General features: G+C 39.4%; 16 protein-coding genes and 1 pseudogene. 3 read left to right on the top strand and 14 right to left on the bottom strand.

Annotation, left to right across the window (positions count from 1 at the left end; genetic code table 11):
- Positions 1-144: 144 nt before the first annotated feature.
- The 6 genes from EL079_RS09270 to pnp form a co-directional block, all read right to left on the bottom strand.
- Positions 145-1,275: an ABC transporter ATP-binding protein gene (locus EL079_RS09270; protein WP_003030887.1), complete on the bottom strand. Its 1,131-nt coding sequence runs from the start codon at positions 1,273-1,275 to the stop codon at positions 145-147.
- 112 nt (positions 1,276-1,387) lie between these two features.
- On the bottom strand, positions 1,388-2,260 hold the full coding sequence (locus tag EL079_RS09265) for a helix-turn-helix domain-containing protein (protein WP_003030894.1): 873 nt from the start codon (positions 2,258-2,260) through the stop codon (positions 1,388-1,390).
- Positions 2,247-2,651: a Mini-ribonuclease 3 gene (locus tag EL079_RS09260; protein WP_003026238.1), complete on the bottom strand. Its 405-nt coding sequence runs from the start codon at positions 2,649-2,651 to the stop codon at positions 2,247-2,249. Before EL079_RS09260 ends, EL079_RS09265 begins: the two co-directional genes overlap by 14 nt.
- Positions 2,644-3,987: a cysteine--tRNA ligase gene (cysS, locus tag EL079_RS09255; protein WP_003030890.1), complete on the bottom strand. Its 1,344-nt coding sequence runs from the start codon at positions 3,985-3,987 to the stop codon at positions 2,644-2,646. Before cysS ends, EL079_RS09260 begins: the two co-directional genes overlap by 8 nt.
- 70 nt (positions 3,988-4,057) lie before the next feature.
- Complete coding sequence (gene cysE / locus EL079_RS09250) at positions 4,058-4,642, bottom strand: serine O-acetyltransferase (RefSeq protein ID WP_003030876.1); 585 nt, start codon at positions 4,640-4,642, stop codon at positions 4,058-4,060.
- A gap of 49 nt (positions 4,643-4,691) precedes the next feature.
- Entirely contained in the window at positions 4,692-6,872 is a 2,181-nt protein-coding gene (gene pnp / locus EL079_RS09245; protein WP_003030884.1) for a polyribonucleotide nucleotidyltransferase, read from the bottom strand.
- Positions 6,873-7,320: 448 nt separating this feature from the next.
- Here pnp and pepF point away from each other — a divergent pair, with 448 nt between their 5' ends.
- Positions 7,321-9,120, top strand: coding sequence for an oligoendopeptidase F (pepF, locus tag EL079_RS09240; protein ID WP_003030883.1), 1,800 nt, complete (start codon positions 7,321-7,323; stop codon positions 9,118-9,120).
- Positions 9,121-9,196: 76 nt separating this feature from the next.
- Here pepF and EL079_RS09235 read toward each other — a convergent pair whose 3' ends face one another.
- The 7 genes from EL079_RS09235 to EL079_RS09205 form a co-directional block, all read right to left on the bottom strand.
- The gene (locus EL079_RS09235; protein ID WP_003030924.1) at positions 9,197-10,243 is read right to left on the bottom strand and encodes an ArsR/SmtB family transcription factor; all 1,047 of its coding nucleotides are present in this window, start codon (positions 10,241-10,243) and stop codon (positions 9,197-9,199) included.
- 65 nt (positions 10,244-10,308) lie between these two features.
- Positions 10,309-11,577, bottom strand: coding sequence for an MFS transporter (locus EL079_RS09230; protein WP_018543587.1), 1,269 nt, complete (start codon positions 11,575-11,577; stop codon positions 10,309-10,311).
- A gap of 192 nt (positions 11,578-11,769) precedes the next feature.
- Positions 11,770-12,084, bottom strand: coding sequence for a thioredoxin (gene trxA, locus EL079_RS09225; protein WP_003030848.1), 315 nt, complete (start codon positions 12,082-12,084; stop codon positions 11,770-11,772).
- A gap of 15 nt (positions 12,085-12,099) precedes the next feature.
- The gene (locus EL079_RS09220) at positions 12,100-12,321 is read right to left on the bottom strand and encodes a DUF4649 family protein (protein ID WP_003030867.1); all 222 of its coding nucleotides are present in this window, start codon (positions 12,319-12,321) and stop codon (positions 12,100-12,102) included.
- A 163-nt stretch (positions 12,322-12,484) separates the two neighbouring features.
- Positions 12,485-12,754 carry a 30S ribosomal protein S15 gene (gene rpsO / locus EL079_RS09215; protein WP_003026255.1) on the bottom strand — a complete coding sequence of 90 codons (270 nt, stop codon included), beginning with the start codon at positions 12,752-12,754 and terminating at the stop codon, positions 12,485-12,487.
- A 134-nt stretch (positions 12,755-12,888) separates the two neighbouring features.
- On the bottom strand, positions 12,889-13,617 hold the full coding sequence (locus EL079_RS09210; RefSeq protein WP_003030921.1) for a pseudouridine synthase: 729 nt from the start codon (positions 13,615-13,617) through the stop codon (positions 12,889-12,891).
- Complete coding sequence (locus EL079_RS09205; RefSeq protein ID WP_003030895.1) at positions 13,604-14,776, bottom strand: MFS transporter; 1,173 nt, start codon at positions 14,774-14,776, stop codon at positions 13,604-13,606. The genes EL079_RS09210 and EL079_RS09205 overlap by 14 nt, the downstream gene beginning before the upstream one ends.
- A gap of 258 nt (positions 14,777-15,034) precedes the next feature.
- Here EL079_RS09205 and EL079_RS09200 point away from each other — a divergent pair.
- Positions 15,035-15,827, top strand: a pseudogene (locus EL079_RS09200) (transposase).
- On the opposite strand, the gene EL079_RS09195 reads toward EL079_RS09200, so the two are convergent.
- The gene (locus EL079_RS09195) at positions 15,824-16,057 is read right to left on the bottom strand and encodes a hypothetical protein (protein WP_018543589.1); all 234 of its coding nucleotides are present in this window, start codon (positions 16,055-16,057) and stop codon (positions 15,824-15,826) included. The pseudogene EL079_RS09200 and the gene EL079_RS09195 sit on opposite strands and share 4 nt — an antisense overlap.
- Positions 16,058-16,313: 256 nt before the next feature.
- On the opposite strand from EL079_RS09195, the gene def reads away from it, so the two are divergent.
- Complete coding sequence (gene def, locus EL079_RS09190) at positions 16,314-16,928, top strand: peptide deformylase (RefSeq protein ID WP_003030927.1); 615 nt, start codon at positions 16,314-16,316, stop codon at positions 16,926-16,928.
- The last annotated feature ends 206 nt before the right edge of the window (positions 16,929-17,134 follow it).

The following is a 17,134-nucleotide window of genomic DNA, read 5'->3' as shown; positions in this document are numbered from 1 at the left end:
AACATAAAATTTAAAATGCTTCTTCTTATTTATAAATCACTTTACAGTTAAATCCAAATTTTCTTCTATAAAAAAATGCAGGAGTCTTGCATCAAACAAGGCATCCTGCATTTTCTTATTAATTTATTCTAGAGGCGTTGTAAATTAGTAAACTGTCTTTTCTGTTTCTGGATCAAAGAAGTGTGCTTTGTTCAAGTCAAAGCCAAGGTCAATACCTGCTCCAGCTTTGAGGTAATCACGAGCGTCTACTTTGGCAATAAATTCATTATCTGCAATTTGGCAATACAAATGAGATTCAGAACCAAGTAATTCAGATACAGAAATTTTAGCATGTACAACTGAATCTGGGAAGGTTTCAAGGAAAGCAGCTTCTGTATTGATGTCTTCTGGACGAATACCAAAAATGAGTTTCTTGCCTTCATAGCCTTTTTCACGAAGTACCTTCAAGGCACCTTCTGGTACTTTCAGAGAAAGGTCTTGTGCTACAATTTCATCACCTTTCAAAGTTACATTGATGAAGTTCATCGCTGGGCTTCCGATAAAGCCTGCAACAAATTTATTGACTGGGTTTTTGTAAACTTCTTGTGGGGTACCGATTTGTTCTATACGTCCAATTGTCCCCGTTCCTGAAGGATTCTTTGTTGCAGACATGATAACGATACGATCAGCCAAAGTCATTGCTTCTGTTTGGTCATGGGTAACATAGATAGTGGTTGCCCCAATACGACGGTGGATTTTAGCAATTTCTGCCCGCATAGATACCCGCAATTTCGCATCCAAATTAGAAAGCGGTTCATCCATAAGAAATACTTTTGCATCACGAACAATAGCACGTCCCATCGCTACACGTTGGCGTTGACCACCTGAAAGGTCAGCTGGTTTACGATCTAAAAATTCTTTCAAGCCAAGAATCTCTGCTGCTTCATTTACACGTTTTTCAATATCATCCTTGCTGTATTTACGAAGTTTCAAACCAAAAGCCATATTGTCATGCACGGTCATGTGTGGATACAAAGCGTAGTTTTGGAAAACCATGGCAATGTCACGATCTTTTGGCGCAACATCATTGACCACGCGGCCATCAATTGAACATTCACCTTCCGTGATATCTTCAAGTCCAGCAATCATACGAAGTGTAGTAGATTTCCCACATCCTGAAGGACCAACGAAAACGATGAATTCCTTATCTTTTATATTCAAGTTGAAGTCTTCTACAGAGTAATGTTCGCTGTTTGGATATTTTTTGTAAATATTTTTTAAATTTAATTCTACCATAAAATAGAACTCCTTTGTTGTTATGATTTCATTCTATATGAAAACGCTTTATTTGTCTATGGCAATGTGAACAAATTTAAAAGAAAATGTCTTGTGCAGGGTGCACAAAACATTAGAATAAATCAGTTAAAATAACATGATAACATAGCGTCAAATCTGTTAGGTCTTTTAGCTGTAAACCCGTCAATTCTTCCCATTTATCAATGTGATATTGTAAAGTGTTCCGATGAATATACAACTGCTGGGCAGCTTTTGTCACAACCGCCGTATTTTCCCACAAAGCTGCAATAATATCAACGAGCTGATCCTGACTTTCAATCAATTGATGAAGTTTCTTCGTTAAAATTGGCAATATGAAATCCTTTTGACCAATCCCCCACAAAAAGAGGTGGGAAAAAGAATGCACATTGGAATGCTGAACCTGCTCCCACCATTTGACAAAAAGAGCATTTTCCGCTTGAAAAAGTTCTGGATAACTTTCTTCAAAAATTAGAGGCCAAATTTGCCCGATTTGAATCGTCAGAGTTAAGCTAAAATCATATTCGATAGCCGATAAAGTATCACGAAGAACATCTTTTACAGGGACTAATTGCATTTGATCCAGCACAAAGATGTAATCCTGAGAGGACAGCTGAAAATCTGCTATTCTATTGGGCAGTATGGTTCGCATCATTTCCAACCAAGACCCAATTGTTTCATTTTCATAATGGAATAAATGACAATGGACGAACTGTAGCTTTTGAACGTTTTGAGGCATTTTGCCACGGTTATGAACCAAATAATCATACCAAGGTCCACCATCAAATGCAGAGTCTTGCCCAAGCAGTAAAGAAATGAGCTCTTGCTCTCGCTCTGTCAGACTGCTTCTTTTTAATAACAAGCATTGATTACTTGAAATGGGAATTGCCACTTCACCCTCTTTTGCATTTGGATTGGATTGAAGCCTCCCTTGAGGGAACCATTCTAAAAGATCAGTTTTTGTCATGATGTGCGCCCTCCACTCTTACAATACACCAATCAATCAGCTCTTCTAAACGCTTGATTTGATCGGTCATGTGTAAATATCCCAGAACGGCTTCAAAACCTGTCGACATACGATAGGTTACAATATCTGCGTTTTTAGCTTTAGTATGGCTATTGGCATTGCGTCCACGCTTATAAATGTCTTCTTCCTTTTCTGTCAGAATTTTTTCTTCCAACATTTGCGAAATGAGATTAGCTTGCGCACGAGCCGACACATACTTGGTTGCTTCTCTGTGTAACTGGTTCGGTTTTGTCAAGCCCTGGAAAATCAAGTGACGACGGATATAAGTTGAGTAGATAGCATCGCCTTCAAAAGCCAAGGCAATACCATTTATAAGATTGACATCAATCACGGATCCACCTCACTCCGTCTTTGGTATCTAAAAGCTTGATCCCTTTAGCTGCCAATTCATCACGGATTTTATCAGCTGTTGCAAAGTCCTTGGCAGCACGCGCAGCTTGGCGCTGCTCAATCAAGGCTTCAATATCCGCATCCAGTACCTCTTCTGTAAAGACAATACCAAAAACTTGCAGAAGCTCAGCAAAAGCTGTTTTTACTTCTTGACTGTAATGACCAGAATTAATCCACTTAGCCAGTTCAAAAACGACTGTAATGCCATTTGCTGCATTGAAATCTTCGTCCATAGCAGCTGTAAATTTATCCAGAAAAACCTGCAATTCTGTCAAATTGACCGTTCCCGTAAAGGGTTGCTCGTAAGTATTTTTCAGATATTTTAGATTCACTTCCGCATCGTGAACGGCTTTTTCTGTAAAATTGATAGGCTTGCGGTAGTGCTGAGTCGCAAAAAAGAAACGCAAGACTTGTCCGTCAATTGTTTTAAGGGCATCGTGGACGGTAATGAAGTTCCCCAGAGACTTAGACATTTTGACATCATCAATATTGACAAAGCCATTATGCATCCAGTAGTTGGCAAAGGTCTTTCCAGTTTTAGCTTCTGATTGAGCGATTTCATTAGTATGGTGCGGAAATTCTAAATCAGCTCCACCGCCATGAATATCAATCGTATCTCCCAGAATTTCTGTCGCCATGACGGAACATTCGATATGCCAGCCTGGACGACCAGGTCCCCAAGGGCTATCCCAGAAGATTTCACCGGGCTTAGCAGCCTTCCAAAGAGCAAAGTCAACTGGATTTTCCTTGCGGGCCGTTTCTTCATCTGTCCGACCAGAAGCTCCAAGCTCTAAGTCTGCTAGGGTTTTATTGGCTAACTTAGCGTAATTAGAGGACTTTTCAACCCGAAAGTAAATATCCCCCTCTGACTCATAGGCAAATCCTTTATCCACCAAGACCTGCACAAAATCAATGATGTCCATCATGTAGTCCACTACGCGCGGGTGCTGGGTAGCTGGTTGAACCCCCAGCGTCGTCACATCTTCCCGAAAAGCCGCAATGTACTTGTCTGCCACTTCCTGAGGTGTGATCCCCTCTTCCTTAGCTCGATTGATAATTTTATCATCCACATCGGTGAAATTGGAAATATAAGCCACCTCATACCCACGATACTCAAAATAGCGCCGAATCGTGTCAAAAGCAACGGTGGAGCGAGCATTGCCGACATGGATATAGTTATAAACGGTCGGCCCGCAGACATACATCTTGACCTTGCCCTCTTCCAGAGGGACAAATTTACGCAGACTGCGGGTCATAGTATCATAAATTTTGATCATATTCTAACTTCATTCTTTCTGTTAAGTGGAAACTAACTTTTGGTTCAAGTGCTATTTTTGAGAATAGTATCTACAACTTAGATGAATAATAACTTTCTTCGCGGATTTCTTCTAAATTCTTAATCGTTGGAGCATCTTTTTGCCCGTGAACTCGGACAATTTTAGCTGGAATCCCAACAACAGTCACATCACTTGGCACATCTGCTACCACAACCGCACCCGCTCCGACTTTGGCATTTTCACCAATTTCAATCGGACCAATTAGCTGCGCATGAGCTGAAATAAGCGCACCTTGACGAACTGTCGGATGACGTTTCCCACAATCTTTCCCTGTGCCTCCAAGAGTGACACCATGATAGAGCATCACTCCTTTTTCTACAATGGCCGTCTCGCCAATCACTAAACCATTCCCGTGGTCAATAAAGACACCTGAAGCAATCTGTGCCCCCGGATGAATCTCAATCTGAGTCCAAAAGCGCCAAAATTGACTGTGCATCCGAGCTAAAAGTTTGCATCCATGATTCCACAGAAAGTGAGAAAGTCGGTGAGCAGCCAAAGCCTTAATCCCAGGATAAGTCAACAGCACCTCAAGTGAGGAGCGGGCTGCCGGATCATTTTCTTTCACAATATCTATCGTCTCTTTCCACCAACCCATGATGACTCCTTTCTAGCTTTAGACTGAAGGCAAACACTTAGCAACCTGTCTAGTCTTGCGCCTTTTCTTCTTGAACAGCTTTATGCTCTTTATGTGTTTTATGATGATGTTTTTTTGCTTTCTCTTCTTTAGGAGGACGTGGAAGCAATGCTTTCATAGAAGCATCCACACGACCTTTTTCATCAATCTTAATGACTTTGACATCCACTTCATCACCAAGTTGTACCAAATCTTCAACCTTATTGGTACGCGTCCAAGCCATTTCTGAGATGTGCACCAAGGCATCTGTCTTGTCAAAGAGATTGACAAAAGCACCGAATTTCTCAATCCGAACCACTTTTGCATGGTAAACTTCATCTACTTTTGCTTCACGCACAAGAGCTGTAATGATTTCTTTGGCACGGTTAATCGCATCTTGATCGCTAGAGTAAATAGAAACATTTCCTTCTTCGTCAATGTCAATCTTGACACCTGTTTCTGCGATAATCTTGTCAATCGTTTCACCGCCTTTACCGATGACAATCTTAATTTTATCAACATCAATCTTGATGGTATCAATTTTTGGAGCGGTTGGAGCGAGTTCTGGACGAGGAGCTGGAATTGTACGTTCAATCAAATCTAAAATTTCAAAACGTGCTTTTTTAGCTTGAGCCAATGCTTCTTGCAAGATTTCAGCAGTAATTCCTTCAATCTTGATATCCATTTGAAGAGCAGTAATTCCTTCACGTGTACCAGCCACCTTGAAATCCATATCTCCGAAATGATCTTCTAAGCCTTGAATATCTGTTAAAATCGTGTAATTGCTACCATCTGAAATGAGCCCCATAGCAATTCCGGCTACAGGTGCTTTAATTGGTACCCCACCAGCCATGAGAGCCAGCGTCCCAGCACAAATCGAGGCCTGTGAAGAGGAACCATTTGATTCGAGGACTTCTGCCACCAAGCGGATAGCATAAGGAAACTCTTCCAAACTTGGTAATACTTGCGCAAGCGCACGTTCGCCGAGGGCTCCATGACCGATTTCCCGACGACCAGGTGCTCCATAGCGTCCCGTTTCTCCTACAGAATATTGTGGGAAATTATAATGGTGCATAAAGCGTTTCTTGTATTCTGGATCCAAACCGTCAACGATTTGTGTTTCGCCCATCGGTGCCAAGGTCAAGACAGATAAAGCCTGCGTTTGCCCACGAGTAAAGAGACCAGAGCCATGCACGCGCGGCAGATAGTCAATTTCAGCATCCAATGGACGAATTTCATCTACCTTACGACCATCTGGACGAATCTTGTCCTCAGTAATTAAACGCCGTACTTCTGCATGTTCCATTTGCTCTAAAATTTCAGCCACATCACGCATGATGCGGTCAAATTCTTCGTGGTCAGCATATTTTTCTTCGTAAAGGGCTATTACTTCGTCTTTGACTGCTTGCGTTGCGGCTTCACGAGCTAATTTTTCTTCTACCTGAACGGCTTTTTGAAGATCAGCATTATAGCCGGCTACAATTTCTGTTTGCAATTCTTCATCCACACGAAGAAGCTCAACTTCTGCTTTTTCTTTTCCGACGGCTGCTACGATTTCTTCTTGGAAAGCAATCAATTCCTTCACTGCTTCATGACCTTTCAAAAGGGCTTCCAGCATCAGCTCTTCTGATAATTCTTTGGCACCAGATTCCACCATGTTAATCGCTTCTTTAGTTCCTGCAACGGTTAATTCCAATAACGAAGCTTCTTTTTGTTCTTGACTTGGATTGATGACCAATTCTCCATTGACATAGCCAACCTGCACACCAGCAATTGGACCATTAAAAGGAATATCTGAGATTGATAACGCAAGAGATGAACCAAACATAGCTGCCATAGGTGCTGAAGCATCCGCATCATAAGAAAGAACGGTATTGATAACCTGAACTTCATTGCGGAAACCGTCCGCAAACATGGGACGAATCGGACGGTCAATCAAGCGAGCTGTCAAAGTCGCATCCGTTGAAGGACGACCTTCACGCTTGTTAAATCCACCAGGGTATTTCCCAGCTGCATACATCTTTTCTTCATAATTGACTTGAAGTGGGAAGAAATCACCAGTCGCCATTTTCTTTGACATGACGGCTGCTGTCAGAACGGTACTTTCACCATAGCGCACCACTACGCTACCATTCACTTGCTTCGCCACTTGACCTGTTTCAACTACCAAGTCTTTACCAGCAAAAGTAGTTTTAAATACTTGCTTTGTCATATATATCCCTCGTTGAGCTTATGCTCAATTTCTAATTTTTTTATACGTCTTGCCTACAAAGATCAAGATATAAAGCATTAAAATTGATTGGTACTTAGTACCTAATCCATTTACACTAATCGCTAAATACCTTGCTAAGTCAAAGCCTCTTGCCAAATAGTATTGATTTAACAAGTTCCTGTCGCAAATCTCGTTAAACGCTCACAATGTTCATCTGCTGTACTTTTGAAATAAACAAGGATTGTCTCCAATAAGCCTTTAAATCCTCATCTTTGTATCAAGCACGTATAAACCTTATTTTATCATATTTTCAACTAAAAGAAAAAGCCTTAAAACAGCTTTTTACCAAGAATTTTTGAGAATTTAGCGATAATTTTTGAAATGCTGTCTATTTATTGCGTTTTTCTGCTATACTAGAAGAAAGTTAATGACAAGGAGAAATAGATTTATGGTTGAACAAAAACAACGTTCTGAATTTCCAGAAAATGAACTGTGGGACTTAACAGCCCTCTATCAAGACCGAGAGGATTTCTTGCGTGCGATTGAAAAAACACGCGAGGACATTAACCAATTCACACGTGATTATAAGGATAACCTCCATACTTTCGAGGATTTTGAAAAAGCCTTCGCTGAGTTGGAGCAAATCTACATCCAAAGAAGCCATATTGGCAACTACAGCTTTATGCCGCAAACAACGGATTACGGTGATGAAAGCTTTGCACAGATTGCGCAAGCTGGTACAGATTTTGAAACAGAAGCCAGCGTTGCGCTTAGCTTCTTTGACGCAGCTTTGGTAAATGCCGATGAAAAAGTACTCGACCGTCTCGGACAACTACCGCATTTGACTGCTGCAATTCGTCAAGCAAAAATTCAAAAAGCTCACTATTTAGGTGCTGATGTCGAAAAGGCTCTGACAAATCTTAGTGAAGTTTTTTACAGCCCACAAGACATTTACACCAAAATGAGGGCAGGTGATTTTGCCATGGAGGATTTTGAAGTAGACGGAAAAGTTTATAAGAATAGCTTTATCAGCTACGAAAATTTCTACCAAAATCACGAAAATGCTCAAGTCCGTGAAAAGTCTTTCCGTTCTTTCTCAGCTGGACTTCGTAAACATCAGCATACCGCTGCTGCAGCTTATCTGGCTCAAGTAAAATCTGAAAAACTGATTGCTGATATGCGGGGATATGACTCTGTCTTTGACTATCTTTTGGCTGAGCAAGAGGTAGACCGTTCTATGTTTGACCGGCAGATTGACCTCATCATGACTGAATTTGCACCTGTTGCACAAAAGTTCCTCAAACACGTTGCTAAAATCAACGGTCTTGAAAAAATGACCTTTGCAGATTGGAAATTGGACTTGGACAGCGCACTCAATCCTGATGTCACTATTGATGACGCTTACGACTTAGTGATGAAATCAGTTGCTCCGCTTGGAGAAGAATACACGCGCGAAATTGCCAATTATCAAAAAGAACGTTGGGTGGATTTTGCAGCTAATGCCGGTAAGGACTCCGGTGGTTATGCGACCGACCCTTATCGTGTGCACCCGTACGTTCTCATGAGCTGGACTGATCGCATGAGTGATGTATATACTCTAATTCACGAAATTGGTCACTCTGGGCAATTTATCTTCTCTGACAATAGCCAAAGCTACTTTAACACCCACATGTCAACTTATTATGTAGAAGCTCCTTCTACTTTTAATGAGCTGCTGCTTAGCGACTATTTAGAGCATCAATTTGACAATCCACGCCAAAAACGTTTTGCTCTTGCGCATCGCTTAACTGACACCTACTTCCATAACTTCATCACTCACCTCCTAGAAGCCGCTTTCCAACGTCGGGTTTACAATCTGATTGAAGCAGGCGAAACCTTTGGTGCCAATAAGCTCAATAGCATTATGAAAGAGGTTCTGACCGAATTCTGGGGTGATGCGGTGGAAATTGATGACGATGCTGCACTCACTTGGATGCGGCAAAGTCATTATTACATGGGACTATATAGTTATACCTATTCCGCAGGTCTCGTCATCTCGACTGCTGGCTATCTCCATTTGAAAAATAATGAAAATGGTGCTCGCGATTGGCTCAACTTCCTCAAATCTGGCGGAAGCAAAACGCCTCTTGAATCAGCTCGCATCATTGGTGCGGATATCTCTACTGATAAACCACTCCGTGATACCATTCAATTCTTGTCAGACACAGTTGATCAGATTATTGAATACAGTAAAGAATTGGAAGAATAACAGAAACTACTCAAAAATCCGCTTAGAAATTCTAAGTGGACTTTTTCGTCTGTAACTAATCCAAAGATCTTTCTGTTCACTTTTCTTCCAAGCCAAAGTCACTAGTCAGCTTGGCAATGATTTCTCTAAGTAAACTTTTATTTACATCATATTTCACATCTTTATGGTCACGATTAAAAAGTAGGAGTTTTACATTGATGAGCTTTTGAGTATGAAAAGAAACCGCTGCTCCAGTAATATCTAACTCTTCAGCAATCCGTTTGCTCTTAGCATACGGTTTAGCTAATTCTACCATAACATTATAGCGTGTGCTGTCACTAAGTACCTTGAGAACTGCGGCAAACGTATCCATATCCAGTTCTGTTCCGCTTTTAAGTAGTTGATCAATGCGACAAGAAACGATAAAATAATGACTCTCTTTCGGTTCTGTTTCACTGAAGTAAGATAAAAACTGCACCACCCATGGACTGACAACATAAAGCCTAATAAATTGATTTTCTTTAAAATTCCAATCAAAATGAGACAGACTAGCAGACTCTGTAATGGTATCCTCCAATGAAAAGGATGCCGCATAAGCTCTACGTTCGGCAGTACTTTTTTCCAAGTAAGGCTGGTAAAGCGGAATAAGTTCCCGAGACAACTCTATTAACTCTTTCATAGCTTCAAGTGGCTTCCGATAAAATTGACTGAAATACCACTTAGTTTCTGATTTAATAGATGATGCTTCTAAATAATCCCAAAAATCTCCACTTTTAGCCATGTGCTCAGGACCTGTGTTTAAGAGACCTTTTAACTGTTCTCTTATCGCTTCGGCATCTAGCTGCAAACAGTAGGCATGTACCGCTTCAACAGATTTGGGCGTCAGCCCCTTATCTACCATCTCCAAATAGCAACTTTGTAGCAAGGTGATTCCATAACCAGTCAAATAATAAGTTTCCATTTTTTCCTTATAAGGTTGAAACAAAAGGCGAAGCTCCTCCATCACAGGAAGAACATCTTTAAAAAGCTCACGCTCTTTGCCGCTAAAACTTTCGATAGTCTCTCTTCTATCCTGTATCAGAGTAGATAGAGAAAACTGCTCCATTAAATCACTTGCTTGTTCTGAATACTGTACTTCCACCATTATCTTTACTCCTTCTTTAGTGTTATCTTATCAAATTCACCCTAACAAGTAAACTGTTTAGAAAGCTATTGCATCACGTGTTTAGCATTTTTTCTGGGCACTTTCAGTGTATAAAAGAATAAAATCGATGATAATATTAAAAATAAGAAAGCAATCTGGGCTGATGACAAGAACGTTACCAAAACTGCTACTAGCATTTGACAAAGAACTAAGCCTAATGTGCAAAAACTACTAATCCCCGCACTGATTGTCGCCAAATGCTCCTCAGGAAGCGATGAAATGATAAAAGCATTCATCTTCGGCTGAAAAATGCCTACGATAACCATTGTCAAAAAATTAACCAAGAAAATAATATAAATACTGTGGAGTAAAAAACCAATAAAGAGAGCAGGGGGCATGAATACGGAAATCTTCAGCAAAAATTCCATACTTACTTTTTTTAATAAGGTCGTTACCAAAACACTCCCCAAAATATTTCCTATCAAAGTTACAACTGTAACGGTTGCTATAGTTGTGGCTGGATTGATAAATGCAAAACTGGGATTTTCTTTCATATTTAGGAGGAGCAGTGCATTCTCTGCTGCAAACACAGCATTTAAACCAGCAATGGTAAAAATAGAAGTCTTTAAGACGGAGATATTCTGAACAGTTTGATAAGATTGCTGCAAACTATTCCATGTATTTTTAATAAAATGCCTCTCTCCCTCACGATTCTCAACAGAAGAATGAATTGGTTTGTCTTTGAGCAACTTGTTTAAACTAGGACGAAGTATCATCATTATCAAAGCACTAACTACAAAAGTTCCAGCATTAAAAAATGCGAGGTGTTGATAACTCATCAGCCCAGCTAAAATTGCTCCACTGGATTGAAAGAGAATCTTTAGGATAGAGCTTGCTCCTTGACGAAAGGCATATATGGCTTCACGATCTTCCATTGGAATAATACGAAGGCTGAGTGGTATATGCAAAGCATCTTCATATTGACCAGCTAAGTCAGATAAAAGATTGACCAATACAGCTAAAATCACTATCCATAAAGCTGGCTGAAAGCCCATAGCCAGACCAATGAGTAGATACAGCCCTGTCCGAAACAGAAGCGTCGCCAAAATCGTATCTACTTTTTTCTTAGTACGATCGCCCCACATGCCCATGAAAATCATCGTTAGAAAAGGCAAACTTTCAGATAAAGTCACTAAAGAGATTGCAAATTTTGCTTCTGGCAATAGCAGAACATAATTCATTAAAGCCAAATAATAGAGTACATCTCCAAAATTAGACAACATATCTGAGACGAAAGTTCCCATAAACAGTTTATTTTGCAATATTCGTTTCATTTCATATCCACTTTCTTTTTGTTAAAGGATTGCTTAATTTTTGTTAAACATAATTATACACTTAATTTTAAATAAGTCAATACTTTATTTTTAGTTTTATTAGAATCCTCAAGAATCTCTTTTAAGTATCCTAGTGACTAAAAGTTTTCAGGCACCTAAAAATCCGCTTAAAAACTAAGCGGATTTTATGCTTTATCCTAATTCTGTCATGATTTGCTTGATTTGTGCTGCTGTATGTACCCCGGCGACTTGTTTCACAACTTGACCGTTCTTTTTAAATAAGAGAGTCGGGATACTCATAATACCAAATTGTCGTACGGTATTTGGATTTTCATCAACGTCTATCTTCACGATTTTCAATTCATCTTCTGGAATTTCTGCAGAAAGTTGTTCCAAAATAGGAGCTTGCATGCGACAAGGTCCACACCAAGTTGCCCAAAAGTCAATAAGAACAAGACCGTCCTTTGTTTCTGCTTCAAACGTTACATCAGTAATAGCTTTTGTCATCATTTTACCTCACTTTTATTTGTATTGATTTAAATCTTGCTTCATTAGATAAAAGAAAACATCACCGTAAGTCCCTTGGTAATCCAATTTTTGTCCATTAACAAGCAGCTTTTGAACCGGATAATAATCTGCTACATTGATCAAGCAGGCTTGTTGAGATTGCTCAAATTCTTGATAGCTTTCAAACGTTATAACCCTCTCTTGCTTACTAGCATCCAAATAAGTGATTTCAATCATGGTCATTCTCCTTTTTATTATTCAATTACATTTGTAATTATTTTTATAAATACATTGTATCAATAGTTGTTACAACAGTCAAAGGATATGCTTACTCTGCCACATTTCTATTTCTAATGGTAGAAAAAAAGTCTCTCATTTTCATGAGAGACTTTTAATTGAATTAACGACGAAGTCCGAGTGAGTTGATCAATTCACGGTAACGGTTAACATCGTTCTTACGCAAATAGGCAAGAAGATTACGACGGCGGCCGATTTTTTTCATCAAACCACGGTAAGTAGCGTGGTCTTTTTTGTGTACCTTGATGTGTTCGTTGAGGTGATTGATTTCCCAAGTAAGAACAGCTACTTGTACTTCAACTGAACCTGTGTCACCTTCGTGACGTGCATATTGTGCAATAATTTCATTTTTTTTCTCTTTTGAGATTGCCATGATAGACTCCTTTTCTTTACGCTTCATCCGAGTGTTAGGCTTGGCCCACCTAATACCAAGAAAAAGTTATTTGTCTTTAACGACATTCTTATTCTACCAAGAAGGAAAGGTTTTGTCAAATGGGACATTCCGACTTAGAGTTCTACACCAAAAATAGTGAGTTTTTCTAATTCTTCTTTTGTCAAACGACGGAAAGCCCCTAATTCCAAACGCTCATCCAGCATAAGCGGTCCCATAGAAAGGCGTTCCAAATCTGTTACCGTTTTTCCGCAAGCCTGAACCATTCGCTTCACTTGGTGAAATTTTCCTTCAGAAATTATAATCTCCACCAGAGAAGTTTGCTGCTCTTCATTCACTTCTAATATGGTCAGTTTTGCAGGCTGACAGGTAAAGTCTTTGAGCTCTATCCCTGCTTCAAAACGCTCTGCATCTTTTTCAGTCATAATCCCATCTACCTTTGCACGGTAAACTTTTGCTACATGCTTTTTAGGAGACAGCATAGCGTGAGCCAAAGCTCCATTATTGGTTAATAACAAAAGACCATGAGTATCAATATCGAGCCGTCCAACTGGAAAGACTTCTTTCTGACGTGCATTTTCATCCAGCAAATCCAAAACCGTTCGATGCTTATCATCTTCAGTAGCAGAAATGACACCTTTGGGTTTATTTAAAAGATAATAGACAAATCTTTCATAGACTAGAACTCGGTTATTGACCGAAATTTCGTCCTGATTTTCATCTATTTGCACTTTCGCAGATGTTTCTATTTTTCCATTCACCAAAACTTGCTTCTTTTTCAATAGTTGCTTGACTTCTGTTCGTGAGCCAAAGCCCATTTCTACTAAAAACTTATCTAATCGCATCTTTTTCCTCATTTTGTTGATGAGTGACAAAAACAGCTAAAATGGATACTGCTATCATGAGAACTCCTAATACACTAAAAATAAAGGTTGGAACAGAAGAAATGATTCCAATCAAGGATAGGACGAATGTTGACACCGAAGCACCACTACTGCAACCCAAGACAACAATCGCTGTTGCGCGATTGACCAAATGGGCAGGAATTTTCTCTGATACAATATGAAATACAGCTGTTAGAGATACGCTATAAGCAAAACCAGCCAACAGAGCACTTAAACTTAAGAACCAAATGTGGCTCGAAAAGCCAATCATCACTTGACTGAAACCAAAAACAATTCCCGTTACTGTCAATAAGCGATTTTTCAGTAAACTCACTAGACTAGCAAAGCTAACACCAGCTAAAATCCCGATAAGCTGCATACAGCTGAGAATCAAGCTCGCTGTTTCAGCACTTCCCATTTTATTCTGTAAGACAAGACTTGGAATACGTAAATTGATAGCGACATTGGTACATACAATCATTCCAGCTATAAAAGCCAACAATATGCTTAAACGCACTTGTTTTGTGGTCATTTTTTGAGCAGACTTGAGATACTTATGTTTATCGACTTTGCTTTTTTCATAAGGAACAAACAAAAGATACAATGCTAAAACAATAAAGCCAACTGTATAAACCAGAAAAGTAGTTGTCCAACCAAAACGCAAGAGTTGCCCGACCGCTAAAGTCAACAAAGCCATCCCAACAACTTCTGCTGACCCACGGTAGCCTAACATCTGCACACGCTCTCTCCCTTGGAATCGCTCACTAATAATCGCAATTGCTCGAGGGTTCATCATCCCTAGCCCTAAACCAAAAATAAATCGCGAAGCAAAAACGAGACCATAAGCTTGATTGAAAAATGGGATGAGGCCACAAAGAGAAAATAACAATAGCCCTAGTATAATCATTTGTCGCTCAGATAAAAAACGCTCTAAAACACTATTAAAAATCAGCAAAGACATAATCCCAATGGACGGCAAGGAGACTAATAACTCTACTTGACTAGAGGAATAATTCTTATAAAACTGAGACATTGCTGGTAAGGCGCTGGAAATTGAAAATGCCGTTGTTAACACAAATGATAAAGCCAGAATACTAGCTTTCTCCATGAATCTTTTCATCTTATCTTCTTTCTAAAATCACACTATCCCTATCATACAGTTTTTTATGAAAAGACGCAATCTGATAATCCACAAAGTTAAAGCAAACACCCCCTAAGTTGCTATTTTTATATCAACTTAAGGGGAAACTTTATAGGCTCTATAATTTCTGTAGTGGGTAACATCACCGCAGAGATTATGGAGTTATTTTTGTGTATATAAAAAGTCCCCTATGACCTATAATGAAAAGCGTTTAGACAACTCATTAGAAAGACTCATATGGAACAACTCGATTTTATCACAAAACTTCTTGGAATTAAAGACCAAAATATCAAAATAGACAATCTTTTTGATGGCAGTACTCACAAAGAAATTATGGCCCGCCTTGACTATGATGCCCCTCCATGCCCTCAGATGGCCAAATACGACTTCCAGAAACCTTCTAAAATCCCTTATCTGGAGACAGCGGGATACAAAACTCTTATCCGACTCAAAAAGCGTCGCTTTCGCTGTAAGAACTGTGGAAAAATGGCTGTCGCTGAAACCTCCCTCGTCCAGAAAAATCACCAGATTGCCGCCGCAGTCAAACAAAAAATCGCTCAATTACTGATTGAGAAACAAGTCATGACTGACATTGCCCACAGGCTCTCTATCTCAACTTCAACCGTCATTCGCAAGTTCAAGGAATTCAAATTTGAAACCAACTGGCAGAGATTATGAGCTGGGATGAGTACAGCTTCAAGAAAGGGAAGATGAGCTTTACCAGCTTCTGCTCTTTCACTTTCAGGAAAAGCAAGCTGATTATTTCTTTGACCTGATGGAGGAGGTTATTTCGGATGTTCACCCGATTTTTCAAACCGTCTTTCGGACTTTCCTGAAGGACAGAGACAAGATTACCAACGCCTTGGAACTACCCTACTCCAACGCCAAGTTGGAAGCGACCAACAATCTCATTAAGGCCATCAAGCGAAACGCTTTTGGATTTCGGAACTTTGACAACTTTAAGAAACGCATTCTCATCGCTTTGAATATCAAAAGAGAGAGAACGAATCTCGTCCTCTCTCAATCTTAGCTTTTCATTAACCCACTACAGTTGACAAAGAGCCGAATTTGGTCAAATTGATAGGTTCTTAAAACTTCTACTAAAATGGCTTCTTTTGTTTTCGGAAAAACTGTCAATTTTAATTTTTTTGAACTTTTTAAATCTGTTTCTCCCAAAAGATAAACCGTATCCTTTGGAAAAGCTTCTTGTATAAACTTTTTGGTTACATATCCCGTATTTCTAAATAGTAGAATTTTCAATTTTTTGTCCCTCCTAAAAAGTAATTTATTTTGTTACTAATAATATTTTAGGTATTCAACTAAATATCATACATATTTTTGCTAAAAATATCAAGCAAAATAGACTAATTTTTTACTAATTTATTTCGTGTTTTCTCCACATATTCATTACACGCTATTTCGATTCCTTTCTTTCTCCTTTATTTTGTGTTATATTTATCATATACAAAGAATTTAATTTGGAATAAAAATCCATTTTTAGAACGAAGGAGAAAACATGTCTGTTATTGAAAAATTAACAAAACCAGCTCATTTGATTGATATGAATGACATCATTCGTGAAGGAAATCCAACGCTTCGGGCAGTCGCTAAGGATGTCACCTTTCCACTTACAGAACAAGAAGTTATCTTGGGTGAAAAAATGCTCCAATTTTTGAGAAATTCACAAGACCCTGCAACTGCTGAAAAAATGGGGCTTCGTGGCGGTGTTGGTCTAGCTGCACCTCAGCTAGATCTGTCAAAGCGGATTATTGCTGTATTGGTGCCAAACCTGCCAGACAAAGAGGGTAATCCACCAAAGGAAGCCTACGCTTTGCAAACGGTTATGTACAACGCTAAAGTAGTGGCACATTCTGTTCAAGATGCTGCACTAGCTGAAGGGGAGGGTTGCTTGTCTGTTGACCGCGAAGTGCCTGGTTATGTCGTGCGCCATGCGCGTGTCACTGTTGAATATTTTGACAAAGAAGGCGAAAAACACCGTATCAAACTCAAAGGATACAACTCAATCGTAGTTCAACACGAGATTGACCACACCAACGGCATCATGTTCTATGACCGCATCAATGAAAAAGATCCTTTCGCGATCAAAGAAGGCATGTTAGTGATTGAATAATAAATAAAAAGGAATCTCTGTTCTAAAACAGCATTCCTAATTAAAATTTCTTTATAAAAGCACTATAACTCAATAATACAAATTAAAAGAACAACTTTGGCATTCTGATAAACAGAAAATTAAGGTTGTTCTTTTTTTGTAGTTATCATGTGAATCTGTCTCAGACGCACTCCTTTATGATGACAAGCAATTTTAACGTAACTGCT

The organism is Streptococcus anginosus (assembly GCF_900636475.1).
In the GTDB taxonomy this organism is placed as follows: Bacteria; Bacillota; Bacilli; order Lactobacillales; family Streptococcaceae; genus Streptococcus; species Streptococcus anginosus.
Note: the sequence above shows the minus strand (reverse complement) of the source record. Positions and strands in the feature narration are given on the sequence as shown.

Excerpts from the sequence above, each read along its gene's own strand:
- EL079_RS09265 (WP_003030894.1), bottom strand. The coding sequence starts at position 2,260 with ATGACAAAAACTGATCTTTTAGAATGGTTCCCTCAAGGGAGGCTTCAA.
- trxA (WP_003030848.1), bottom strand. The coding sequence starts at position 12,084 with ATGACAAAAGCTATTACTGATGTAACGTTTGAAGCAGAAACAAAGGAC.
- EL079_RS09210 (WP_003030921.1), bottom strand. The coding sequence starts at position 13,617 with ATGCGATTAGATAAGTTTTTAGTAGAAATGGGCTTTGGCTCACGAACA.
- EL079_RS09205 (WP_003030895.1), bottom strand. The coding sequence starts at position 14,776 with ATGAAAAGATTCATGGAGAAAGCTAGTATTCTGGCTTTATCATTTGTG.
- EL079_RS09235 (WP_003030924.1), bottom strand. The coding sequence starts at position 10,243 with ATGGTGGAAGTACAGTATTCAGAACAAGCAAGTGATTTAATGGAGCAG.
- cysE (WP_003030876.1), bottom strand. The coding sequence starts at position 4,642 with ATGGGTTGGTGGAAAGAGACGATAGATATTGTGAAAGAAAATGATCCG.
- cysS (WP_003030890.1), bottom strand. The coding sequence starts at position 3,987 with ATGATCAAAATTTATGATACTATGACCCGCAGTCTGCGTAAATTTGTC.
- pepF (WP_003030883.1), top strand. The coding sequence starts at position 7,321 with ATGGTTGAACAAAAACAACGTTCTGAATTTCCAGAAAATGAACTGTGG.
- rpsO (WP_003026255.1), bottom strand. The coding sequence starts at position 12,754 with ATGGCAATCTCAAAAGAGAAAAAAAATGAAATTATTGCACAATATGCA.
- EL079_RS09220 (WP_003030867.1), bottom strand. The coding sequence starts at position 12,321 with ATGATTGAAATCACTTATTTGGATGCTAGTAAGCAAGAGAGGGTTATA.
- EL079_RS09270 (WP_003030887.1), bottom strand. The coding sequence starts at position 1,275 with ATGGTAGAATTAAATTTAAAAAATATTTACAAAAAATATCCAAACAGC.
- def (WP_003030927.1), top strand. The coding sequence starts at position 16,314 with ATGTCTGTTATTGAAAAATTAACAAAACCAGCTCATTTGATTGATATG.
- pnp (WP_003030884.1), bottom strand. The coding sequence starts at position 6,872 with ATGACAAAGCAAGTATTTAAAACTACTTTTGCTGGTAAAGACTTGGTA.
- EL079_RS09230 (WP_018543587.1), bottom strand. The coding sequence starts at position 11,577 with ATGAAACGAATATTGCAAAATAAACTGTTTATGGGAACTTTCGTCTCA.